General features: G+C 58.6%; 18 protein-coding genes. 5 read left to right on the top strand and 13 right to left on the bottom strand.

The window, feature by feature from the left end:
• Window positions 1-14 precede the first annotated feature (14 nt).
• The 8 genes from nuoH to lrhA all read right to left on the bottom strand — a co-directional run bounded on the left by nuoH (window position 15) and on the right by lrhA (window position 10,383).
• Window positions 15-992, bottom strand: a complete 978-nt coding sequence (gene nuoH, locus CYR32_RS12385; RefSeq protein ID WP_101824779.1) for an NADH-quinone oxidoreductase subunit NuoH — start codon at window positions 990-992, stop codon at window positions 15-17.
• Window positions 989-3,715 (bottom strand): NADH-quinone oxidoreductase subunit NuoG, encoded by a 2,727-nt coding sequence (gene nuoG, locus CYR32_RS12380; protein ID WP_101824777.1) that lies wholly within the window; start codon window positions 3,713-3,715, stop codon window positions 989-991. The genes nuoH and nuoG overlap by 4 nt, the downstream gene beginning before the upstream one ends.
• Before the next feature lie 97 nt (window positions 3,716-3,812).
• Window positions 3,813-5,183 (bottom strand): NADH-quinone oxidoreductase subunit NuoF, encoded by a 1,371-nt coding sequence (gene nuoF, locus CYR32_RS12375; protein WP_101824775.1) that lies wholly within the window; start codon window positions 5,181-5,183, stop codon window positions 3,813-3,815.
• Window positions 5,180-5,716 carry an NADH-quinone oxidoreductase subunit NuoE gene (gene nuoE / locus CYR32_RS12370; RefSeq protein WP_101824773.1) on the bottom strand — a complete coding sequence of 179 codons (537 nt, stop codon included), beginning with the start codon at window positions 5,714-5,716 and terminating at the stop codon, window positions 5,180-5,182. Before nuoE ends, nuoF begins: the two co-directional genes overlap by 4 nt.
• Before the next feature lie 2 nt (window positions 5,717-5,718).
• Window positions 5,719-7,518, bottom strand: a complete 1,800-nt coding sequence (gene nuoC / locus CYR32_RS12365; protein WP_101824771.1) for an NADH-quinone oxidoreductase subunit C/D — start codon at window positions 7,516-7,518, stop codon at window positions 5,719-5,721.
• A 129-nt stretch (window positions 7,519-7,647) separates the two neighbouring features.
• On the bottom strand, window positions 7,648-8,322 hold the full coding sequence (locus CYR32_RS12360; protein WP_072930543.1) for a NuoB/complex I 20 kDa subunit family protein: 675 nt from the start codon (window positions 8,320-8,322) through the stop codon (window positions 7,648-7,650).
• Window positions 8,323-8,337: 15 nt separating this feature from the next.
• Complete coding sequence (locus CYR32_RS12355; RefSeq protein ID WP_101824769.1) at window positions 8,338-8,775, bottom strand: NADH-quinone oxidoreductase subunit A; 438 nt, start codon at window positions 8,773-8,775, stop codon at window positions 8,338-8,340.
• 678 nt (window positions 8,776-9,453) lie between these two features.
• Window positions 9,454-10,383, bottom strand: coding sequence for a transcriptional regulator LrhA (gene lrhA / locus CYR32_RS12350; protein ID WP_101824767.1), 930 nt, complete (start codon window positions 10,381-10,383; stop codon window positions 9,454-9,456).
• An 821-nt stretch (window positions 10,384-11,204) separates the two neighbouring features.
• On the opposite strand from lrhA, the gene CYR32_RS12345 reads away from it, so the two are divergent.
• The 3 genes from CYR32_RS12345 to yfbR all read left to right on the top strand — a co-directional run bounded on the left by CYR32_RS12345 (window position 11,205) and on the right by yfbR (window position 14,987).
• A complete protein-coding gene (locus tag CYR32_RS12345) occupies window positions 11,205-12,764 on the top strand; it encodes an MFS transporter (RefSeq protein ID WP_101824837.1) in 1,560 nt (519 codons plus the stop codon).
• 288 nt (window positions 12,765-13,052) lie between these two features.
• A complete protein-coding gene (locus CYR32_RS12340; RefSeq protein WP_101824765.1) occupies window positions 13,053-14,267 on the top strand; it encodes a pyridoxal phosphate-dependent aminotransferase in 1,215 nt (404 codons plus the stop codon).
• A 120-nt stretch (window positions 14,268-14,387) separates the two neighbouring features.
• Window positions 14,388-14,987: a 5'-deoxynucleotidase gene (gene yfbR / locus CYR32_RS12335; protein WP_101824763.1), complete on the top strand. Its 600-nt coding sequence runs from the start codon at window positions 14,388-14,390 to the stop codon at window positions 14,985-14,987.
• 6 nt (window positions 14,988-14,993) lie between these two features.
• Here the strand turns inward: yfbR and CYR32_RS12330 are convergent, their stop codons facing one another.
• The 4 genes from CYR32_RS12330 to yfbV all read right to left on the bottom strand — a co-directional run bounded on the left by CYR32_RS12330 (window position 14,994) and on the right by yfbV (window position 18,679).
• The gene (locus tag CYR32_RS12330) at window positions 14,994-16,823 is read right to left on the bottom strand and encodes an SLC13 family permease (RefSeq protein ID WP_101824761.1); all 1,830 of its coding nucleotides are present in this window, start codon (window positions 16,821-16,823) and stop codon (window positions 14,994-14,996) included.
• Window positions 16,824-16,921: 98 nt separating this feature from the next.
• A complete protein-coding gene (locus tag CYR32_RS12325) occupies window positions 16,922-17,578 on the bottom strand; it encodes a sugar phosphatase (protein WP_165698237.1) in 657 nt (218 codons plus the stop codon).
• A 22-nt stretch (window positions 17,579-17,600) separates the two neighbouring features.
• Window positions 17,601-18,095: a YfbU family protein gene (locus tag CYR32_RS12320; protein ID WP_101824756.1), complete on the bottom strand. Its 495-nt coding sequence runs from the start codon at window positions 18,093-18,095 to the stop codon at window positions 17,601-17,603.
• A gap of 128 nt (window positions 18,096-18,223) precedes the next feature.
• Complete coding sequence (gene yfbV, locus CYR32_RS12315) at window positions 18,224-18,679, bottom strand: terminus macrodomain insulation protein YfbV (protein WP_101824754.1); 456 nt, start codon at window positions 18,677-18,679, stop codon at window positions 18,224-18,226.
• Between the two features lie 398 nt (window positions 18,680-19,077).
• Between yfbV and ackA the strand changes: the two genes are divergently transcribed.
• Window positions 19,078-20,280 (top strand): acetate kinase, encoded by a 1,203-nt coding sequence (gene ackA / locus CYR32_RS12310; protein ID WP_101824752.1) that lies wholly within the window; start codon window positions 19,078-19,080, stop codon window positions 20,278-20,280.
• A gap of 85 nt (window positions 20,281-20,365) precedes the next feature.
• Window positions 20,366-22,522, top strand: a complete 2,157-nt coding sequence (gene pta, locus CYR32_RS12305) for a phosphate acetyltransferase (protein WP_206602457.1) — start codon at window positions 20,366-20,368, stop codon at window positions 22,520-22,522.
• 60 nt (window positions 22,523-22,582) lie between these two features.
• Here the strand turns inward: pta and yfcD are convergent, their stop codons facing one another.
• Window positions 22,583-23,209, bottom strand: a complete 627-nt coding sequence (yfcD, locus tag CYR32_RS12300) for an NUDIX hydrolase YfcD (RefSeq protein ID WP_241523814.1) — start codon at window positions 23,207-23,209, stop codon at window positions 22,583-22,585.
• Window positions 23,210-23,565 lie beyond the last annotated feature (356 nt).

The raw sequence follows: 23,565 nt of genomic DNA, 5'->3' as shown, positions 1-23,565 counted from the left end.
GGTTCATTCACCCCTTATTGAGCGTTGTACAAAATCACGGCGGCAGTCGCCAGCAGGTTCAGCAAGGTCAGCGGCAGGCAGACTTTCCAGCCGAATGACATCACCTGGTCATAACGCGGACGCGGCAGGGCCGCACGGATCAGGATAAACATCATCATGAAGAAGGCCGTTTTCAGCGCGAACCAGATAAACGGCGGCAGGAACGGACCCTGCCAGCCACCGAAGAACAACGTCACAATCAGGGCGGAGACCGTCACAATCCCGATGTATTCCCCGACAAAGAACAGCCCGAACTTCATGCCGGAATATTCGATGTGGTAACCGTCGGCCAGCTCCTGCTCCGCTTCCGGCTGGTCAAACGGGTGGCGGTGACACACCGCCACACCGGCGATCGCAAAGGTCACGAAGCCGAAGAACTGCGGGATAATGTTCCAGACGTGCGCCTGGTCATTCACGATGTCCGTCATATTGAATGAACCGGCCTGCGCCACCACGCCCATCAGCGACAGGCCGAGGAACACTTCGTAGCTCAGGGTCTGGGCCGAGGCGCGCATCGCCCCCAGCAACGAGTATTTGTTGTTACTGGACCAGCCGGCAAACAGCACGGCGTAGACCGTCAGGCCGGCCATCATCAGGAAGAACAGGATACCGATATTGAGGTTGGAGACCGCCCAGGTCGGGCTGACCGGCACAATGGCGAAGGCCAGCAGCAGCGAGGTGAAAGCGATCATCGGTGCCAGGGTGAAAATCACCCGGTCGGTAAACGGCGGCACCCAGTCCTCTTTAAAGAACATCTTGATCATGTCGGCGACCAGCTGGAGCGACCCGCCCCAGCCGACACGGTTTGGCCCGTAACGGTTCTGGAACAGGCCGAGCAACCGGCGTTCACCGAAGCTCATGAAGGCACCGCAGGAGACCACCACCAGCAGAATCACCACCGCCTTCAGGATGGCGATCAGCACATCGATCACCTCAGAGGTAAACCAACTCATAATGCCGCCTCCCGCAGATTTTCAACCGTTGCACCCACCAGCACCGGCGGAATACCCGGTAAGCCTAACGGCAGGCCAAGCTGCCCCTGGCTGAGCGTCTCACTCAGGCGGACCGGCAGGCGCAGGCGCTGACCGGCGCAGGAGAACTCCACCAGCGCGCCCGGGTTGATGCCGAGGCGGGCGGCGTCATCGCGGCTCACCATGACATAGGGTTGCGGCATACGCTGTTGGATCACCGGCGCACGCTGTGACAGCTCTTCACTGCCGAACAGGTGGTAGTAAGGCGCAACCCGCCATTGGTTGGCGACGCCCGGCGCGGCGGCAGGAACGTCACGGAACCAGTCGAGGGTGCCCTCCCCTGCTTCGATCAGGCGCACGCCCGGATCGCCGTGGCGCAGGTGGCCGCCTACTTCGTCCTGGAATTTGTTCCAGGCCTGCGGGGAGTTCCAGCCCGGTGCCCAGGCAAACGGCACCTGGTTGCGGTCAGCCAGCGGGTTGTTGTTCCCTTCCATCGAGAACGCGAACATGGTGTCGCGGTCCACCGGCTGGCGCGGCTCATGCACGTTAATGTTGGCGCGCATGGCCGTACGGCCGCTGTAACGGTGCGGGGAACGGGAGAGCTTCTGCCCGCGGATGCGGAAGGAGGCGTCCGGCGCGGCGTCACGGATGGCGCTGAGCTGCGGCAGTGCGGTGACACAGGCGGCGATCACATCGTCGAGTTGCGTCCAGTCCACCTGGCGGCTGGTATAAACCGAATGCAGCGAGTGCATCCAGCGCCAGCTCTCGAGCATTGCCACGCTGTGGTCGTAGTAGGCCGGGTCGTAAACCTGGAAGAAGCGCTGGGCGCGGCCCTCCTGGTTGACCAGCGTGCCGTCGCTTTCAGCAAAGCTGGCCGCCGGCAATACCAGGGTTGCCTTGTCCATCAGCGCCGTGTGCTGGTGGTCGGCCACAATCAGGTTGCTGACGTTGGCCAGCGCAGCATCCACGCGATCCACAGCCGCATGGCGGTAGAGGTCGTTCTCCATCACGATGGCGGTGTCGGCATGGCCGTTCGCCAGCGTGGCGAGCGCCTCGTCGAGAGACCCGCCGCCCATCAGCGCCAGGCCCATGCTGTTGGCCGAGGAGGCGACAAAGGTGATGCCGACATTGCTGCCGCGGCCTTTCAGCGCGCGGGCGACGTTGGCGGCAGCGGCGATAATCGCGTCACTGCCGGCGCTGGTGCCGGTAATGATCAGCGGTTTCTGCGCGCCGGCCAGCGCCTGCACAATTACGTCCATCTTGTTTTTCAGGCCGTCGGCGAGGTCGCTGACCACCGGGGCGCTGTCATCCAGCGCATGGGCGATGGCGAAACCGAGGCGCGCCTGCTCATCCACCGGGGCGCGGTAGCTCCAGGCGGCGATGTCGTCCATTTTGGTGCTGTCGACGCTGGTCATAAACAGCGGGTGTTTGGCATGCTGGCCGATGTTCAGCACCGCGGCGATCTGCCAGTCAGCCACGCGCTGGGCGGCGGCCATCTGGCGCGCTTTGCCTTTCACTGCCTGGCGCACGGAGAGCGCGATACGGGCGCCGGTCTGGGTGAGATCTTCACCCAGAATCAGCACCGCGTCATAGCTCTCAATCTCGCGCAGCGATGGCGTATGCACACCGCTGTTTTGCAGGATGTTGAGCATCAGTTTCAGGCGCGACTGCTCCTGGGCGGAGATGCCGGTATAGAAGTTCTCAGCACCCACCAGCTCACGCAGGGCAAAGTTGCTCTCCAGGCTGGCGCGCGGGGAACCGATACCGATGGTTTTTTTCGCCTGGCGCAGAATGTCTGCCGCGCCCTGCATCGCCTGCTCGGCATTGAGCGCGATCCAGTCATCACCGCGCCGCTGGCGCGGGTGTTTCGGGCGATCTTTCAGATTCACGTAGCCATAGCCAAAGCGGCCGCGGTCACACAGGAAGTACTGGTTGACGGTGCCGTTGTAGCGGTTTTCGATGCGGCGCAACTCGCCGTAACGCTCACCCGGGCTGGTGTTACAGCCGACGCTGCACTGCTGGCAGATGCTCGGCGCAAACTGCATGTCCCACTTACGGTTATAGCGCTCAGAGTGCGTTTTGTCGGTGAAGACGCCGGTCGGGCAGACTTCCACCAGGTTGCCGGAGAATTCGCTCTCCAGCACGCCATCTTCCGGGCGGCCGAAGTAGACGTTGTCATGCGCGCCATAGACCCCGAGATCGGTGCCGTCGGCATAATCTTTGTAGTAGCGCACGCAGCGGTAACAGGCGATGCAGCGGTTCATCTCATGGGAGATAAACGGCCCGAGATCCTGGTTCTGGTGGGTGCGTTTGGTAAAGCGGTAACGGCGGAAACTGTGGCCGGTCATTACCGTCATATCCTGCAGGTGGCAGTTGCCGCCCTCCTCGCAGACCGGGCAGTCATGCGGGTGGTTGGTCATCAGCCATTCAACGACGCTCTCACGGAAATCCTTCGCCTCTTTATCATCAATCGAGATAAAGGTGCCGTCCGATGCGGGTGTCATACAGGACATCACCAGGCGGCCACGGGTATCTTCCGCATTTTGGTACTGCTTGACCGCACATTGGCGGCAAGCGCCGACGCTTCCCAGCGCCGGATGCCAGCAAAAATAAGGAATATCAAGACCGAGGGAGAGGCAGGCCTGTAACAGGTTGTCCGCTCCGTCGACTTCGTATTCTTTGCCGTCTACATGAATCGTAGCCATAGTCAGCATGCTTCCACGAGGCCCGTGCAGGCACGGGCGTTAATCAAAAATTCTATAGGGCGCGGGCGGGATAACTTCCCCGCCTCTGCGGCGGCAATCAAAAACGCTGTTTCAGCAGGTTGTTGCTCTGGATGCCGTTGATGGCATGGGCGTTGCTGAAATGCTGTTTGGCGATGCCCGCCTCAAATTCGTCCCGGAAATATTTAATCGCGCTTTGCAGCGGCTCCACGGCACCCGGCGCATGGGCGCAGAAGGTTTTACCGGGGCCGAGGAAGCGGCAGAGCTGCTCCAGTGTTTCGATGTCACCGGGCTGGCCTTCGCCGCGTTCCAGCGCCCGCAGGATCTTCACGCTCCACGGCAGGCCGTCACGGCAGGGGGTGCACCAGCCGCAGGATTCACGGGCAAAGAACTCTTCGAGGTTACGCACCAGCGATACCATATTGATCTCGTGGTCCACCGCCATCGCCAGCGCGGTGCCGAGGCGGCTGCCGGCCTTGCCGATGCTTTCGAAATCCATCGGCAGGTCGAGGTGGTCCGCGGTCAGGAAGTCGGTGCCTGCGCCGCCCGGTTGCCAGGCCTTGAATTTCAGCCCGTCACGCATCCCGCCGGCGTAATCTTCGAGGATCTCCCGCGCGGTGATGCCGAACGGCAACTCCCAGACGCCGGGGTTTTTGACCCGGCCCGAGAAGCCCATCATCTTGGTGCCCGCATCTTTGCTCTTACCGCCGGTAATGCCCTGATACCACTCCACCCCGTGCTCAACGATGGCCGGCACATTGCACAGCGTCTCCACGTTGTTGACACAGGTCGGTTTGCCCCACACCCCGGCCGAGGCCGGGAACGGCGGCTTGGAGCGTGGGTTGGCGCGGCGGCCTTCCAGCGAGTTGATCAGCGCCGTCTCTTCACCGCAGATGTAACGCCCGGCCCCGGTGTGGACAATCAGCTCGAAATCGAACCCGGAACCCAGGATATTTTTGCCCAGCAGCCCCGCTTCGGTGGCTTCCGCGATGGCGCGGCGCAGGTTCACTGCCGCTTCGATGTATTCGCCGCGCAGGAAGATGTAGCCGCGGTAGGCTTTCAGCGCATACGCGCCGATCAGCATCCCTTCCACCAGCAGATGGGGCAGTTGCTCCATCAGCAGGCGGTCTTTATAGGTGCCCGGCTCCATCTCATCGGCGTTACACAGCAGGTAACGGATGTTCATGCTGTCGTCTTTCGGCATCAGGCTCCATTTCAGGCCGGTGGAGAACCCTGCCCCGCCGCGGCCTTTCAGGCCGGCGTCTTTGACCAGGTTTACCACCTCATCCTGCGCCATGCCTTTGAGCGCTTTTTCAGCACCCACATAGCCGTTCTTGCTGCGGTACTCATCCAGCCAGACCGGCTGTTTGTCGTCACGCAGGCGCCAGGTCAGCGGGTGCTGCTCAGCGGTACGGACGATGGTTCGTGGAGTAAAGCCCGTGGTTGTCATTGATACTGCTCCAGTAGCCCGTCAATATCGTCCGGCTTCAGGTGGCTGTGGGTATCTTCGTCGATCATCATGGTCGGCCCTTTGTCACAGTTGCCCAGACAGCAGGTCGGCAGCAGGGTAAAGCGCCCGTCAAAGGTGGTTTGCCCCGGTTTGATGTTCAGTTTTTTCTCGATAGCCGCCTGAATGCCCTGATAGCCGGTGATGTGGCAGACCACGCTGTCGCAGTAGCGAATCACGTGGCGGCCGACCGGCTGCCGGAAAATCTGGCTGTAGAAGGTCGCGACCCCTTCTACGTCACTGGCCGGGATGCCCAGCACCTCGGCAATCGCATGGATGGCGCCGTCCGGCACCCAGCCACGCTGTTTCTGCACAATTTTCAGCGCTTCAATGGAGGCGGCGCGGGCATCTTCGTAATGGTGCTTCTCATGCTCAATGGCATCACGCTCGGCGGCGGAGAGCACAAACGCCTCTGCGGCGGCAGGGGCGGCGGCGTTAACGGCCAGCGGTTGGGAGTCTTTGTTGAATTCTGTCATCGTTAGCGGTCCACATCTGACATTACAAAATCGATACTGCCGAGGTACACGATCAAATCGGATACCAGGCTGCCACGGATCACCGACGGGATATGCTGCAAGTGCGGGAAGCTTGGCGTCCTGATGCGGGTGCGGTAGCTCATGGTGCTGCCGTCGCTGGTCAGGTAGTAGCTGTTGATCCCTTTGGTCGCCTCGATCATTTGCGACGCTTCGTTGGCAGGCATGACCGGCCCCCACGACACTTGCAGGAAGTGCGTAATCAGGGTTTCGATGTGTTGCAGCGTGCGCTCTTTCGGCGGCGGCGTGGTCAGCGGGTGATCCGCCTTGAACGGCCCTTCCGGCATGTTTTTCAGGCACTGCTCCAGGATGCGCAGGCTCTGGCGGATCTCTTCCACTTTCAGCATCACGCGGGTGTAGCAGTCGCTGTTGCCGTCGCCCAACGGCACCTCGAACTCGAAGTGTTCATAACCGGAGTAAGGGCGCGCTTTGCGCACGTCGAAGTCGATCCCGGTGGCACGCAGGCCGGCCCCGGTTACGCCCCACTCCAGCGCCTCTTTGGCGTTGTAAGAGGCGACGCCCTGGGAGCGGCCTTTGAGGATGGAGTTTTTCAGCGCCGCTTTGACGTAGCTGTCCAGGCGGGCCGGCATCCAGTCCAGGAATTCGCGCAGCAGGCGGTCCCAGCCGCGCGGCAGGTCGTGCGCCACGCCGCCGATGCGGAACCAGGCCGGGTGCATACGGAAACCGGTGATCGCTTCCACCAGATCGTAGATTTTCTGGCGGTCGGTAAAGGCGAAGAACACCGGCGTCATCGCCCCGACGTCCTGAATGAAGGTACTGACATAGAGCAGGTGGCTGTTGATGCGGAACAGTTCCGAGAGCATCACGCGAATCACATTGACGCGATCTGGCACCACGATGCCGGCCAGTTTCTCAACCGCCAGCACATAAGGCATCTCATTGACGCAGCCGCCGAGGTATTCCACCCGGTCAGTGTAAGGAATGTAGCTGTGCCACGACTGGCGCTCACCCATCTTCTCTGCGCCGCGGTGGTGGTAACCGATGTCCGGCACGCAGTCGACGATCTCTTCGCCGTCGAGTTGCAGGATGATACGGAACGCCCCGTGCGCGGAGGGGTGGTTCGGGCCGAGGTTGAGGAACATGAAGTCCTCATTTTCGGTGCCGCGCTTCATGCCCCACTCTTCCGGCTTGAAGGTCAGCGCTTCCATTTCCAGCGCTTCTTTCTGCTTGGTCAGGGTGAACGGGTCAAATTCGGTGGCGCGTGCCGGGTAGTCTTTGCGCAGCGGGTGCCCTTCCCAGGTCGGCGGCATCATGATGCGCGTCAGGTGCGGGTGGCCGTCAAAGGTGATGCCGAACATCTCCCAAGTTTCGCGCTCATACCAGTTGGCATTCGGGAAGATTTTGGTCGCGGTAGGCACATGCAGATCGTTCTCAGAGAGGGCGACCTTGAGCATGATGTCAGTGTTACGCTCAATAGAGAGCAGGTGGTAGAACACCGAGAAATCCGCCGCCGGCAGGCCGTGGCGATGGGTACGCAGCCGCTCATCCATGCCATGCAGGTCATACAGCATGACGTAAGGCTTCGGCAGCTTACGTAAGAAGGTCATGATTTCCAGCAACTGCTCACGCTTGACCCACAGTACCGGGATACCCGTACGGGTCGCCTGCAGGGTGAAGGCATCCGGCCCAAAACGGTTACGCAGTTCGCCAACAACCGGATCATCCTGATGGTCGCGGGTATGCCATGCCGGCTGGGCGAGGTCGTGCGTCGTCAAATCTGTCATATTTTTTCACCACACAAAATGGTCAGGCGGGCCGGGTTTCGCGGCTGCTTATTCTCTTTCTGCTCTGTCCCCTTTATGCCGGGTAAGAGGGTGCAGCTACCAACCTAACGGACAACTCTGACCGTCGCGTTAAATCTCGTCAGGAGTACGCAGGTTTTTCACTGCAATGCGTTCACCATGCTTACGCTCCCTTTCGGATTGCATGTTGGCGCGGTACACCCCCTGGTCACCCACCACCCACGACAGCGGGCGGCGCTCTTTGCCGATCGACTCCTGCAGCAGCATCAGCGCCTGCATGTAGGCTTCAGGGCGCGGTGGGCAGCCGGGAATATACACATCCACCGGCAGGAATTTGTCGACGCCCTGCACCACGGAATAGATGTCATACATGCCGCCGGAGTTGGCGCAGGCACCCATGGAGATGACCCATTTCGGCTCCAGCATCTGGTCATACAGACGCTGGATGACCGGGGCCATTTTGGTGAACGGCGTACCGGCCACCACCATGAAATCGGCCTGACGCGGCGAGGCACGCAGCACTTCCGCGCCAAAACGGGCCACGTCGTGCACCGCGGTAAATGACGACACCATTTCCACATAACAGCACGACAGGCCGAAGTTATACGGCCAAAGAGAGTTTTTGCGCCCCCAGTTCACCATGTCATGCAATGCGTGCTCGAGTTTCCCCATATAGACGCTGCGGTGCACATGTTGCTCCAGGGGATCGGTAACAATCTCCTGTTTTTGCAGGGGGTAACGGTCGTTCTCACCGTCTGGTTCTACGCGGGTCAGCGTATAGTCCATCTTAATGCCTCGCTGTTACTGCGGATGACGTTGGGTGTTGTGAGTGATTGCCTCCGGCTTACGTCCTTTCGAACGCACCGGTGCCCAGTCCAGCGCGCCAATACGCACCAGATACACCAGCCCGGCCAGCAACACTACAATGAAAATGGTGGCTTCGATGAACCCCGTCCAGCCGCTTTCGCGGACAGAGGTTGACCATGCATAGAGATACAGGGCTTCCACATCGAAAATGACGAAAAACATGGCTACCAGATAGAATTTGGCCGAAAGCCGCATTCTTGCCGATCCTACCGGGTCGATACCTGACTCGAACGGGATATTTTTCCCCCGTGCCCGGGCTCTCCCACCCAGAAAATAGGCACCGAGAAGCATGAGCCCGCAAAGCCCGATAGCAACGATAAGGAAGATGGCGAACGCCCAGTTATGAGCGATGACTTCAGTGGTTGTTGACATACTCTTAGCTTACTCATCAAAAGCGGCGACGTTTGTTCTGCTCTTTTAACCGGCAGCTGCTGCACCACATCGATTCAAGGGAAGGATTAATAACCACACCAAAACAGGGCCCGAAATGCGCATAAGGCAGTGTTTTACTGTGGGCTTTTTACCCCTTTCTATAACCTTTTGTCAACTTTAACAAAAGTAACTCTATATTATTTTACATGAGTATCATTTTATTAACAAACCATGCGCAAGCCGGTGCTAAATCGTGTCAGTTAAAAAATGAACGTAAACAGAAGGATGTTAAAAGGAGTAAGGGGTCGCGAACAACTATAGCACCCTGCCAAAAAGTTTCTGGTCTTCCTTGTAATAACTAGGGGTATTTTTTTGATCCAGGACACGTTTTCAGCATGACAGCTAAAAAAACAGACAAAAAATGAAAGTAATTTACAGACTTCAAAAAATAAGAAACTGCGTTTCAAAAAACATGTTAATCAATTGAGCATAGTGAATGAGAATGAAACCCATTCAAGTTATTTATAAAGAGTATGCGGTTTTTGACAGGGGTAGCAGGAATAAGAAACAGAAAAATGAGCCACTCAGGAGGGAAGAAAAGAAGGGCTTCAATAAAAGCAAGAAAACAGAGATAACCTGTTACTCCTTAACAGGTTATCTTCTGGACTTCAGAGGAAATCACTCATCATCAAGCAGGTATTCGTTATCGGCGCTTGAGGCAGCCTGGGTCGCGACATAAGGCTCATTGCCGTTCTCCACCGCGCTGAAGATCGCCATAGCCAGCTCGCTTTCACACTCTGCATTTTTATACAGACCGTATTGCGTATCCGGCAGTTTCGGCAAGCCTTCTGCATCCCCCAGCACCCGCAGCTCCGGGCTCATCATCTCAATGGGCCGCGCCGTCACACCTAAACCGGCACGAACGGCTGCACGTATTGCAGACAATGTCGAGGCGACATAGGCGATACGCCAAGGAATTCCTGCCTGGTTAAGTAAGTTAATCGCCATGCTGCGGTACGGGCTGGGTTCATCCAGCAGCACCAGCGGGACGGCATCACCGGTCGGGAACTTATAATCGGCAGCGCAGTACCACAAGGTTGGCGATGTCCGCAGAATAACGTGCGGATGCTCGTTATCCACCACAGTTGTGACGGCCAGATCGATCTCGTTCTTCTCCAGCATCTCCATCATGAACGGGCTGCGTTTCACCCGTACATCGATAGCCAGTTTAGGGTAGACCGACGTAACCCGGTTTAACAGGAAGGGCAGAATGGTGTCTGCCGTATCATCGGACGCACCGATGGTCATTACGCCCTGCACATCGCTGTACATCAGCGAGGTACAGGCCTCATCGTTGAACCGCAGAATCTTTCTCGCATAACCAAGTAGTTGAATACCGTGTTCAGTCAGCAGTTTATTACGGCCGTGGCGGGCAAAAAGTTCCTTCCCCACCAGCTGCTCCAAACGTTGCATCTGCTGGCTGACAGCAGACTGCGTACGGCAAACCGCAGCGGCAGCTGCGGCAAAAGTATTCAAATCAGCAACAGCGACAAAGGTCCTGAGCAGATCAAGATCCAGATTAAGTATCGGACGAGTTGCATTTGTCATAGTGTTTTCTTCACTTTTTTAGAATCTAATAACAAACTACCCTGGCATTGCGTGTGTAGTATTCACAGAATGCAGAATACCAGATAAGACACTTCCCCACTCATTTCTCAGGGGCAAAAAATTGTTATAATCCGCCAGAATTTTCCGATTCATTAGATTCAAAATAAGTCTCCGACCTAAGAATGCGGATTTATTAGAATGAAAAAAACTCCCCTCGTCTGACGTGAGCCTGTCTTCCTTTTACAAGATGACTGGATCCTGTGCCGCCTTCCGCCACCTGTCGCTCTCTTTGCAGGAAAGAGGTTACGAAAATTTGTTATACAGATGCAACAGCCCATAATAGGTCAAATTATGAAAACCCTGTTTCAAATAGGCAAAACAGAGAAAATCATTGGGCCGCTAATACAGGTGGTAACTGACTACCGCATTGATTAACCACCTTCATTAACTTTATTAGCCATCGGATTAATCGCAACAGGATTTATGATAATTTCATCACATTAAAATGAAAATTTCACGATTTCACTTGATACTTCACTCAAATTTATAACAATAATTTTCAATTGTTTTACGAAGAACAAATTCATTACCTTCGCCTTATCGCTTTATCCGGTAAGGCTGCCTTTTCGGTTGCTTTACCCCTGCTGCAATAAATAACACCGGAACTGTGAAGCTGCGCCGGTGGCCCTTTTGTCATTTGCCATCCCGAAAAAGTGTTTGGCAACGATAAAAAGGTTTCTGCTTGCCCTTCGTCTTAGCCTATTGACCACTGAATGTTCCCTGCCATGCCGGTTATTGTCGCCGGCTTTGAGGTGTCAATAATGAATACCAAGCGGAAAATAGGATTACACCATTATCTTTCATATGGATCCGGCGATTTTCTGGGGGCCGGAACCACGGCGCTGACGGCGGCCTGGCTGCTCTATTTTTACACCACTTTTTGCGGCCTGACACCCATAGAAGCGACGTTTATCTTCGCGATGGCGCGTGTGCTGGACGCGGTGGTCAGCCCGCTGATGGGCTTTCTGACCGATAACTTTGGCGCGACATGGCTCGGCAAACGCTTTGGCCGCCGTAAGTTCTTTATTCTGCTTGGTATTCCCATGGTCTTCAGTTATAGCCTGATGTGGGTGGGCGACATGGGCTACTGGTACTATCTGCTGACCTACCTTTTCTTTGATGTGGTCTACACCATGATTCTGGTGCCGTATGAGACGCTGGTACCGGAAATGACCGACGATTTTAAACAGAAGACTAAGTTCTCCGGGGCGCGCATCGCCATGGCGCAGCTTTCCGCCATTCTGGCCGCGTTCCTGCCCGGTATCCTGCTCGGCATCTTCGGGAAAGATAACGCCATCTCCTTCTTCTATGCCAGCCTGGTCTTCTCGGTGATTTGCGCCATTGTGCTGACGCTGGTCTACTGCTTCACCTGGGAGCGCCCGCGTGAGGAGATGTCGGAAGCGCAGTTGCAGGCGGAACGCGCCAATCAGCAGCTGTCACTGGGGCAGAGCCTGCGCCGCCTGCTGATTGAGCTCTCCTCCACTTTCCGTATCCGGATTTTCCGCCAGCATCTCGGCATGTACCTGGGCGGCTACATCGCGCAGGATGTCTTCAATGCGGTGTTCACTTACTATGTGGTGTTTGTGCTGATGCAAAGCGCCACCGTGGCCTCCAACCTGATGGGCACCATGGCTATTCTGCAGTTCCTGGCGGTTATCGCGATGATCCCGCTCTGTATCCGCATGGGGCCGGCCCCCTCCTACCGCGTGGTGGTGACGCTGTTCGGCCTGAGCGCGGTCTCCTATGCTGTGCTCTACTATAGCGACATGCATGACAGCATGACCGCGCTGCTGTTTATCTCTGCTGTGGCGGGTCTGGGCCGGGGCGGCATCAACTATGTGCCGTGGAACATCTACACCTACATTGCGGATGTGGATGAAGTGGTCACCGGCCAGCGCCGCGAAGGGATCTTCGCCGGCATCATGACGCTGACGCGCAAAGCGTCCCAGGCCGGTGCCATTATGCTGGTAGGTATCGCGATGCAGCTGGGCGGCTTCGTCTCCGGCCAGAGTGAGCAGGTACCGGAGGTGCGTAACACCATCCTGCTGATCCTCAGCGTGGGCACGGTGCTGGTGCTGGCCTGCGGCTTCTTAATCTCCCTGCGCTTCAAACTGAACCTGCAAACCCACCGCACCCTGCGGGAAGAGACGCTGCGGCTCAAAGAGGCCGGCGGCCCGGTGCCGGAGCAGGTTTCACCGCAGGCACGCGCCACGGTAGAGCTGCTGGCGGGTATGCCGTATGAAAAACTCTGGGGCAATAATGACATCGGCTACCAGAGCCGGCAGCGCGCCCGGCAGGACCTGAACCAGCGCCCGGTCTGATGCCCCCGCCCCTGCGGGCACGTAAAAACCGTGGGGGCGTTGGCGCGTTATCTTTACGCCGCAGGGCGATAAGCGTTATTTAATTTTATTTGAACGCCATTTACCAAAATAATACTCTGGAAAAACCGGGTTTCAGGTTTGGCTTTGATTAGCCGCACCTCTCCCGGCAACCAATTGCACCAAAGCGGAGCACCACCCTTCAAAAGGCCTGACGGTCGGAGTACATTGTGCAGATTGCAGTGTTCCACGGTAGGGACACGCTACTCCGGCAAAAAGGCTCACTTGTTTATGTCCCCCATCGAAAAATCCAGCAAACTGGACAATGTCTGTTACGACATCCGCGGTCCGGTCCTCAAAGAAGCAAAACGCCTCGAAGAAGAAGGTAACAAAGTCCTGAAACTGAACATCGGCAACCCTGCCCCGTTCGGTTTTGACGCGCCTGACGAAATCCTGGTGGATGTCATCCGCAACCTGCCGACCGCGCAGGGCTACTGTGATTCCAAAGGTCTGTTCTCCGCGCGTAAGGCGATCATGCAGCACTACCAGGCGCGCAATATGCGCGACATCACCGTGGAAGATGTCTATATCGGCAACGGGGTGTCAGAGCTGATTGTGCAGTCCATGCAGGCGCTGCTGAACCTGGGGGACGAAATGCTGGTGCCGGCCCCGGATTACCCGCTCTGGACGGCAGCGGTCTCACTCTCCAGCGGCAAAGCGGTGCACTACCTGTGTGATGAGAGCGCAGACTGGTTCCCGGACCTCGACGACATCCGCAGCAAGATCACCCCGCGCACCCGCGGCATCGTGATCATCAACCCGAACAACCCGACCGGGGCGGTCTACAGCAAAGAGCTGCTGATGGAGATTGTGGAGCTGGCGCGCCAGCATAACCTGATCATCTTCGCCGACGAGATCTACGACAAAATCCTCTACGATGACGCCGAGCACGTCTCCATCGCCTCCCTGGCCCCGGATCTGCTGACCGTGACCTTCAACGGCCTCTCCAAAACCTACCGGGTGGCGGGGTTCCGTCAGGGCTGGATGGTGCTGAACGGGCCGAAGAAACATGCCAAGGGCTACATCGAAGGGCTGGAGATGCTGGCCTCGATGCGCCTCTGTGCCAACGTGCCGATGCAACACGCGATTCAGACCGCGCTGGGCGGCTACCAGAGCATCAGTGAATTTATCCAGCCGGGCGGCCGCCTGGTGGAGCAGCGCAACCGCGCCTGGGAGCTGATTAACGAGATACCCGGCGTCTCCTGTGTGAAGCCGCGCGGTGCGCTCTACATGTTCCCGCGCATCGATGCCAAGCGTTTTAACATCCATGATGACCAGAAAATGGTGCTGGACCTGCTGTTGCAGGAGAAAGTCCTGCTGGTGCAGGGCACGGCGTTCAACTGGCCGCACCCTGACCATGTGCGCATTGTGACCCTGCCGCGCGTCGATGACCTGGAAATGGCCGTCAACAAACTGGGCCGCTTCCTGGAGCACTACCGCCAGTAACACAGGCAGCCTCTGCGTTGCCCTGCCCCCGGGGGCCGCCTTGTGCGGCCCCCGCTTATTTGCATCTTCCCGGGTGAATGCGCACAATGGGCCTCTCCTTAGCCGTTGTTGAGAGCCCCCATGAGCCAGAGCCATTTCTTTGCCCACCTTTCCCGCCTGAAACTGATCAACCGCTGGCCGCTGATGCGCAATGTGCGCACGGAAAACGTCTCTGAACACAGCCTGCAGGTGGCCTTTGTGGCGCACGCGCTGGCGGTGATTAAAAACCGCAAATTCAACGGCAACGTCAGTGCGGAGCGCGTCGCCCTGCTGGCGATGTACCACGATGCCAGTGAGGTGATCACCGGTGACCTGCCGACGCCGGTCAAGTACTACAACCCGCAGATTGCCCACGAATATAAAAAGATCGAGAAAATCGCCCAGCAGAAATTGCTGGAGATGCTGCCCGAGGAGTTGCAGAACGACTTCCGCCCGCTGCTGGATGAACAGTGCTACACCGAAGAGGAGAAGCATGTGGTCAAGCAGGCAGACGCGCTCTGCGCCTACCTGAAGTGCCTGGAGGAGCTCTCCGCCGGGAACAATGAGTTCACCCTCGCCAAGGCGCGGCTGGAAAAAACCCTGGCCCTGCGCCACAGCCCGGAGATGGACTACTTTATGACGGTCTTTGTGCCGAGCTTCAGCCTGTCGCTGGATGAGATCAGCCTGGATAACGCCCTGTAACGCGGTTCAGAACGGGAACAGCCACGGGATCAGGAATAGGCTCACTGCCATCACCAGCAGGGTAAAAGGCACGCCGATGCGCACGAAGTCACCAAACCGGTAGTTGCCCGGTGCCATCACCAGGGTGTTCACCGGCGAGGAGACCGGCGCCATAAAGGCGGCGGAGGCAGCAATCGCCACAGCCAGGGTAAAAGGATAAGGTGACACGCCCATCTCCCGGGCCGCCGCAATGGCCACCGGTGCCATCAGCACCGCCGTCGCGGTGTTGGAGATAAACAGCCCGATCAGCGCGCACAACACAAACAGGCTGAGCAGCATCATTTGCGGCCCCGCCTCGCCGGTAAAGGCCAGCAGCCCACGCACAATCAGATCGATACCGCCGGTTTTTTGCAGCGCGATGGCGAACGGCATCATACCGACAATCAATATCAGGCTTGGCCAGTGAATAGCCCGGTAGGCGCTCTCCATATCGATACAACGGAATTTTCCCATCAGCAGGCAGGCGATCAGCGCGGCGATGGCGTTCGGCACCTCATTGGTGACCATCAGCGCCACCATTAACGCCAGGCAGAACAGCGCGTGCGGTGCCTGGCTGACCGCCGGGGCGACCTCATCCACCTCGGCCGGCAGGTTCAGCACAATGAAATCACGCGTCTGCTGCTGCAACTGGCGGATCAGCTTCCAGTCACCAATCACCAGCAGCACATCCCCCAGCATCAGCGCCTCATCCACCAGAATGCCCGGCAGCGCTTCGCCCTCCCGCCGCAGCCCCACCACATTCAGGCCGTAACGGCTGCGGAACGCGACCTCGCGCAGGCTTTTCCCCAGTAATTCGGAATCGGGGATCAGGGTCACCTCGGCCATGCCGACGGCGCGTGACTGCTCAGAAAAATAGTCGCCGCGCAGGATCATCGGCTCCAGTTGCTGCTCACTGCAAAAAGTGCGGACATCCACCCCCGGGTCGGCCATGTCCACCAGCAGCACATCCCGCGCCCGCAATTCGGTGGTGCCGGTGGCGCTGACCATGACCCGGCGGAATTTTCGCCAGCGTTCAATACCGACAATATTGGCGTGGTATTTTGCCCGGAGGTTGAGGTCATCCAGCGCCCGGCCAATCAGCGGCGACCCTTCCCGCACCGCCAGCCGCCGCGCCCGCCCGGCCAGCCGGTAATCGCGGATCAGGTCGCGGAAGGTGCGGCGCGCCCAGGTCTCCTGCGGTGCCTGCGTGGTGCGCTCCAGCCAGCGGCGCGCCACCAGCATGTAAAGGATCCCCAACACCAGCACCACGATCCCAACCGGGGTGACGTCGAAAAAGCCAAACCCGCCGATCCCCTCACGCAACAGTTCGCTGTTGATGACCATATTGGGTGGCGTCGCCACCAGCGTCATCATGCCGCTGATAAGCCCGGCAAAGCTCAGCGGCATCATCAGCCGTGCGGGGTTGGATTTCATCCGGGCGGCCACGCTCAGCGCCACCGGGATAAAGATCGCCACCACGCCGGTAGAGCTCATAAACGCCCCCAGCCCGGCCACGGTGGCCATCAGCAGCACCATCATGCGGATCTCACTGCTGCCGGCCATTTTTACCAGCCAGTCGCCGAGCTGGTAGGCCACGCCGGTGCGCACCAGCCCCTGCCCTATCACAAACAGCGCGGCAATCAGAATCACGTTGGGGTCACTGAAGCCCGCCAGCGCCTCGTTGGCAGTCAAGGTGCCGCTCAGCACAAACGCCACGATCACCAACAAGGCGACCACATCCATCCGTAATTTGTTGGTGGCAAACAGCACTACCGCAATCAGCAGCAAACTGGCTACCCAGAAAAGTTGGCCGGTCACGCAATGTCTCCCTGGTCAGAAAAAGAGGGCATGAGCATCGCATAAAAAAGCCCCGCGGGTGCGGGGCCTCATCATGTTTGCGGCAGATAGCGGTTGACTCAGCCGGCAACAGTGACAGTGATCTGCTCACCCTGTTTCTGCACCTGCAACGCCTCCAGCGTGGTCAGGACAATATCGACCTGATCCAGCTTCGGCGTGTCAGCCGGGGCATTCACCGCAACGACCCGGCAACCGGCGGCCAGGCCCGCGTGCAGCCCGGCCGGGGCATCTTCCACCACCACACAGTGCTGCGGCGGCAGCCCCAGCTTCTCCGCGCCCAGCAGGTAGGCGTCCGGCTCCGGCTTGCCGTGTTTCACCTGTTCCGCGGTGATAAAGACCTTCGGCGGCGGCAGCCCGGCGGCGGCGTGGCGCGCATGGGCGACCGGCACGGAGCCGGAGGTCACGATCGCCCAGGGAATGCCCAGCTCATCAAGCTGTGTTAACAGCTGCACCGCACCGGGCAGTGCGCAGACGCCCTGGGTGTCGGAGGCTTCTATTTTTTCCAGCGCCAGAAACTCCTGCTGGATCGTCTCTTCACTTTCACCCGGCATAAAGTGGCGCAGCGAGGTGATCGCCTGCTTGCCGTGGATAAACGCCAGCACCTCGTCCGGTGCGACGCCGCGGCGGTTGGCCCAGTTGGTCCAGGCGTGTTCCACGGCCGGCAGCGAATCCACTAATGTTCCGTCCAGATCAAACAGAAACCCTTTGCACTCCAAAGGCATACTCTCTCCCTATCGGTCAGGCATTGATAATTTGCGCGATCTCCACCGCACTCAGATGGTACTGGCGCGGGCAGGCGCGCCAGACAGCCAGCATACGCTGATATTTATCCCACATTTTGGTCTGGGCGTTGAAGCCGTGGGTACCGGCATCAAATTGGACATAACGCCCTTCGGTATAGACCAGAAAACGCACATAGCCGAGGTAACGCGCCTCGGTGGCGGCATCAAACCCCAGGAAGGCCAGCCGCCGCGGGTCCACGCCCTCTTTCTCTTTCAGCAGCTCCCAGGAGACCTGGAGCGCGTGGTGCATCTCCATAATATCGATGACGGTACGGCACACCTCTTCCGGCAGGGCACCGAACTCATGGTCAAGCTCGCGCATCTGCAGGCCGTAACCGCGCTCAATAATGGTCTGCAAACGGCGGTAGCGTTCAGCGTGCTCCGGGTTGAGCATCGCCATCATCTGGTACTGGTTGGAGAGGATAAGGCGCTGGGCATTGGTCATTTCCATCATGGACTCCTGGGTCGTGGCTTCATAATGGCAGCAGCATCGCACACCGGGGCCGCCGGCGGCGAAATAGCCGGCGTTTGTTTGATGCAGGCGGGGGTTTTCCGTCCCTGTGCGTGTTCCCGGCGTCTTTACAGATCGTCCAGGAAGGTTTTATCCAGCTGTTTAAAGGCGCGCTTGAGTACATCAGCCAGCGTCTGGTAGGTGGGCGTCCCTTCCACCGGGGCCAGCGCCTGGCCCGACTCCGTCAGGCGCTGGCGCACCTCATGGAACCAGTGCAGCAGTGTAGGCGGCAGAGGGGTAACAGAACGGCGGCCGAGCCACCACAGCCCCTGCATCGGCAGGCTGCAGGCAAACAGCGCCGTGGCAATCGCCGGCCCCAGCTGGCCGCCGAGGGCGATCTGCCAGGTCAGGGTAAATACGGCCAGCGGCGGCATAAAGGTAATAGAGAAGCGCGTCGCGCGGGAGACACGGTTTTCAGGGAACACCGGGGCCAGGCGCTTATCCGCCGGCCAGGTTTTCATATAGTGCTGCCCACGCTGGAAAATCTGAAACCAGCTGACAGAACCGGAAGGTTTACTTGTCATACAGCACCTCAACTTCTTTAATAAAGATTAAAAAAAACTTGCAATGCACAAAATAAAATTTAGCACATTCAAATTTATTTTGTCTTTCCCTGGCCTGAACGTTATCCTACCCCAGCCTATCGGCTGGGTTGCATAATAGAGGCCAATTCGCCTCTGCTTACCGGCAGCGTTATGCGGTAGCGGTTCACCGGGATTGAGTAATTGTTGTACGTTTCAGAACACATTTCGAGCAACATCAGCGATTTTTATTCATTGCGGCGGGAAACGACGGCTGCATGATGTTAATCATAATTGTCAACGCCATTATGCGCTACGCTTGATGGCAGGCTGATGATTTATTAACCACGTGTTTTGTTTCCGCCCCATGGCGGACAACACGAACTAAAATAGGTACTTCCATGTCGAGTAAGCTAGTCCTGGTTCTTAATTGCGGCAGCTCTTCGTTGAAATTTGCCATCATTGATGCAGCAAACGGTGAAGAACATATCTCTGGTTTGGCCGAATGTTTCCACCTGCCTGAAGCACGCATCAAATGGAAAATGGACGGCGGCAAACAAGAAGCGGCACTGGGTGCCGGCGCCGCACACAGCGAAGCCCTGAAGTTCATCGTCAACACCATCCTTTCCCAGAAACCTGAGCTGTCCGCCGAGCTTATCGCCATCGGCCACCGCATCGTCCACGGGGGTGAAAAATTCACCTCGTCCGCCGTGATTGATGAGGCCGTGCTTCAGGGTATCAAAGATGCGTCCTCATTTGCACCTCTGCATAACCCGGCGCACTTAATCGGCATTGAAGAGGCGCTGAAAGCCTTCCCGCAGCTGGCAGACAAAAACGTCGCGGTGTTTGATACCGCCTTCCACCAGACGATGCCGGAAGAGTCCTACCTCTATGCCCTGCCCTACCACCTTTATAAAGAGCACGGCATCCGCCGTTACGGCGCGCACGGCACCAGCCACTTCTATGTGACGCAGGAAGCGGCCAAAATGCTGAACAAGCCGGTTTCTGAATTGAATGTCATCACCTGCCACCTGGGCAACGGCGGCTCCGTGACCGCCGTGCGCAACGGCCAGTGCATCGACACCTCCATGGGCCTGACCCCGCTGGAAGGGCTGGTGATGGGCACCCGCAGCGGTGACATCGACCCGGCGATCATTTTCCACCTGCATGACCGCCTCGGCATGAGCATCGACGAAATCAACAAGATGCTGACCAAAGAGTCCGGCCTGCTGGGGCTGACGGAAGTCACCAGCGACTGCCGCTATGTGGAAGACAACTACAGCGAAAAAGCGGACGCCAAGCGCGCCATGGACGTCTTCTGCCACCGCCTGGCGAAATATATCGGTGCCTATGCCGCGCTGATGGAAGGCCGCCTGGACGCCGTGGTCTTTACCGGCGGCATCGGTGAAAACGCCGCGATGGTGCGCGAGTTTGCCATGGCGAAACTGGGCCTGCTGGGCCTGGACATTGACCATGAGCGCAACCTGGCCGCCCGGTTCGGCAAAGCGGGCTTCATTAACAAAGAGGGCACCCGCCCGGCCCTGGTGATCCCGACCAACGAAGAGCTGGTCATCGCCCGGGACGCCGCCCGCCTCACCGCCTGATTGTTATCCACCGCCAGCCCTTGCTGGCGGTGTTGTTTCCACTCTTGCACCATAAAAAAGAGGGTAAGCCGTGTCCCGTACAATTATGTTGATCCCCACCGGCACCAGCGTCGGCCTGACCAGCGTCAGTTTGGGTGTCATTCGCGCCATGGAACAGAAGGGCGTCAGCCTGAGCATCTTCAAACCGATCGCCCAGCCACGGGCCGGGGGCGATGCGCCTGACCAGACCACCACCATTATCCGCGCCAACTCCAGCATCACCGCCGCAGAACCGCTGCGCATGAGCCATGTAGAAGCGCTGCTCAGCTCCAATCAGCAGGATGTGCTGATGGAGGAGATCGTGGCCCGCTACCACGAAAACACCAAAGACGCCGAGGTGGTGCTGGTGGAAGGGCTGGTGCCGACCCGCAAACACCAGTTTGCCAACGCGCTGAACTATGAGATTGCCAAGACCCTGAACGCCGAAATTGTGTTTGTGCTGGCGCTGGGCAACGACTCCCCGGCGCAGCTGAAAGAGCGCATTGAACTGGCGCGCTCCAGCTTCGGCGGCAGCAAAAATAAAAACATCACCGGCGTGATTATCAATAAACTCAACGCCCCGGTGGATGAACAGGGCCGCACCCGCCCGGATCTCTCCGAAATCTTTGATGACTCCACCAAAGCCAGCGTGGCGAATATCGACCCGAAACTGCTGTTTGCCAACAGCCCGCTGCCGGTGCTCGGCTGCATCCCGTGGAGTTTCGACCTGATCGCCACCCGCGCCATCGATATGGCCAAGCACCTGAACGCCCGCATTATCAATGAAGGGGACATCAACACCCGCCGCGTGAAGTCCGTAACCTTCTGCGCGCGCAGCATCCCGCACATGCTGGAGCACTTCCGCCCCGGCTCCCTGCTGGTGACCTCCGCCGACCGCCCGGACGTGCTGGTCTCCGCCTGCCTGGCGGCGATGAACGGCGTGGAGATCGGTGCCCTGCTGCTGACCGGCGGCTATGAGATTGATGAACGCATCAACCGCCTGTGTGAGCGTGCCTTCCAGACCGGCCTGCCGGTGTTTATGGTCAACACCAACACCTGGCAGACCTCGCTGAGCCTGCAGAGCTTCAACCTGGAAGTCCCGGCGGATGACCACCAGCGGGTAGAGAAGCTGCAAAACTATGTCGCCAGCCACATCAACAGCGACTGGGTCGAGTCCCTGACTGCTGCGTCTGAGCGCTCGCGCCGCCTGTCACCGCCGGCCTTCCGCTATGAGCTGACCGAGCTGGCACGCAAAGCGGGCAAACGCATCGTGCTGCCGGAAGGCGACGAGCCGCGCACCGTCAAGGCTGCGGCCATCTGCGCCGAACGCGGCATCGCCGAATGTGTGCTGCTCGGCAACCCGGATGAGATCCAGCGTGTCGCCGCCGTTCAGGGCGTGGAGCTGGGCAAAGGTGTGACCATCGTCGACCCGGAAGAGGTGCGTGAAAACTATGTGCCGCGTCTGGTCGAGCTGCGTAAAAGCAAAGGCATGACCGAGGTGGTGGCGCGCGAGCAGCTCGAAGATAACGTGGTGCTTGGCACGCTGATGCTGGAACAGGGCGAAGTGGATGGCCTGGTCTCCGGTGCAGTGCACACCACTGCCAACACCATCCGCCCGCCGTTGCAGCTGATCAAAACCGCGCCGGGCAGCTCGCTGGTGTCGTCAGTGTTCTTTATGCTGCTGCCGGATCAGGTGCTGGTGTATGGCGACTGCGCCATCAACCCGGACCCGACCGCTGAACAGCTCTCTGAGATCGCCATCCAGTCTGCGGACTCCGCTGCCGCCTTCGGCATTGAGCCGCGTGTGGCGATGATCTCCTACTCCACCGGCACCTCCGGTGCAGGTAGTGACGTGGAAAAAGTGCGCGAAGCGACCCGCCTGGCGCAGGAGAAACGCCCGGATCTGATCATCGACGGCCCGCTGCAATATGATGCGGCGATCATGGCGGACGTGGCGCTCTCCAAAGCGCCGAACTCGCCGGTGGCCGGCCAGGCGACGGTGTTTATCTTCCCGGATCTGAACACCGGTAACACCACCTACAAGGCGGTGCAGCGTTCAGCGGATCTGGTGTCGATCGGGCCGATGCTCCAGGGGATGCGCAAGCCGGTGAATGACCTGTCACGCGGCGCGCTGGTGGATGACATCGTCTACACCGTGGCCCTGACGGCGATCCAGTCCGCGCAGGCTGAAGCCCAGACGGCGGCACTGGCCGAAAAAGAGTAACGCGCTGCGTGCTCCCAACAAAAACGCCGGCATCAGCCGGCGTTTTTTTATGCCTGGGGGTCAGGCAACGGGGGTGCCGTCATGGGCGTCACCCTTGAGTGCATCGCCCAGCAGCCCCGGCTCGGGTGCCGGCTGCGGCTTCTCTTCGCGTACCAGCGGCTTGCCGTAATCCTGCTGATTATTGCGGCTCAGCCAGAGTGACAGGGCTTTCAGCGAATCCGGGGTGAATTCGTCACAACGGGCGGTGATCTCTTCCGGCAGCATCCAGCTCACTTCTGCCACTTCCTCTTCCTGCAGGGCAAACGGCCCGTGGGAAACGCAGCTGAACAGCGCCCCCCAGACCCGGCAATGCTCCTCTTCGAAATAGAACAGCCCATGCTCGGCAAACGGTACCCCGGCAATGCCCAGCTCCTCTTCCGCTTCGCGGCGGGCAGATTCCAGCACATTTTCGCCGCTCTGCACCACGCCGCCGGCGGTGGCATCCAGCCAGCCGGGATAGTAATCCTTGCTGTCGGTGCGGCGCTGAACCAGGATTTTACCCATGCCGTCGTGAACCACAATATAGGTGGCGCGGTGGCGCAGCCGTTGCGCACGCATCTGTTGACGACTGGACTGAGCAACCACGTCATTATGCTCGTCAACAATGTCCACCCACTCTTCAGTGTACGCAGTCTGACCTTGATCCATCCTCTGAAACCTTCTTTCTGGGCGCGGGGCTCCGCGCGGTTAGGGTTGTTACGGCGATAATTTGTTGTTATAGCAATAGCTGTTTTATGGCAAAAAGCATCGCGTGCCGGCACTCTCCGCGCCGTGGTAAAAAACGCGCCCCGTGTGCAGGGGCAGGAAGGTGTCTATGACCATAAATCAACACCTCATTCCCATGCAAGGGGGCAATGCAGCGGGATGATAAAGGTGACGGTAAGGCAACACAATGGTTGTGGCCCGTTACCGCCCTTGCTGCCACAAAATCCCCCGGTGACTGTGCCATAAGGGCCATTTACAGCATCGGACTATTCCCGCATTGCCTGCTATTCTTAGCTGTT

The sequence above is a fragment of the Chimaeribacter coloradensis genome (genome assembly GCF_002858715.1).
Taxonomy (GTDB): Bacteria; Pseudomonadota; Gammaproteobacteria; order Enterobacterales; family Enterobacteriaceae; genus Chimaeribacter; species Chimaeribacter coloradensis.
This window is presented reverse-complemented; position numbering and strand designations above follow the sequence as displayed.

Coding starts and splice junctions, on each gene's coding strand:
- nuoH (WP_101824779.1), bottom strand. CDS start 992: ATGAGTTGGTTTACCTCTGAGGTGATCGATGTGCTGATCGCCATCCTG.
- nuoG (WP_101824777.1), bottom strand. CDS start 3,715: ATGGCTACGATTCATGTAGACGGCAAAGAATACGAAGTCGACGGAGCG.
- nuoF (WP_101824775.1), bottom strand. CDS start 5,183: ATGACAACCACGGGCTTTACTCCACGAACCATCGTCCGTACCGCTGAG.
- nuoE (WP_101824773.1), bottom strand. CDS start 5,716: ATGACAGAATTCAACAAAGACTCCCAACCGCTGGCCGTTAACGCCGCC.
- nuoC (WP_101824771.1), bottom strand. CDS start 7,518: ATGACAGATTTGACGACGCACGACCTCGCCCAGCCGGCATGGCATACC.
- CYR32_RS12360 (WP_072930543.1), bottom strand. CDS start 8,322: ATGGACTATACGCTGACCCGCGTAGAACCAGACGGTGAGAACGACCGT.
- CYR32_RS12355 (WP_101824769.1), bottom strand. CDS start 8,775: ATGTCAACAACCACTGAAGTCATCGCTCATAACTGGGCGTTCGCCATC.
- lrhA (WP_101824767.1), bottom strand. CDS start 10,383: ATGACAAATGCAACTCGTCCGATACTTAATCTGGATCTTGATCTGCTC.
- CYR32_RS12345 (WP_101824837.1), top strand. CDS start 11,205: ATGAATACCAAGCGGAAAATAGGATTACACCATTATCTTTCATATGGA.
- CYR32_RS12340 (WP_101824765.1), top strand. CDS start 13,053: ATGTCCCCCATCGAAAAATCCAGCAAACTGGACAATGTCTGTTACGAC.
- yfbR (WP_101824763.1), top strand. CDS start 14,388: ATGAGCCAGAGCCATTTCTTTGCCCACCTTTCCCGCCTGAAACTGATC.
- CYR32_RS12320 (WP_101824756.1), bottom strand. CDS start 18,095: ATGGAAATGACCAATGCCCAGCGCCTTATCCTCTCCAACCAGTACCAG.
- yfbV (WP_101824754.1), bottom strand. CDS start 18,679: ATGACAAGTAAACCTTCCGGTTCTGTCAGCTGGTTTCAGATTTTCCAG.
- ackA (WP_101824752.1), top strand. CDS start 19,078: ATGTCGAGTAAGCTAGTCCTGGTTCTTAATTGCGGCAGCTCTTCGTTG.
- pta (WP_206602457.1), top strand. CDS start 20,366: ATGTTGATCCCCACCGGCACCAGCGTCGGCCTGACCAGCGTCAGTTTG.
- yfcD (WP_241523814.1), bottom strand. CDS start 23,209: ATGGATCAAGGTCAGACTGCGTACACTGAAGAGTGGGTGGACATTGTT.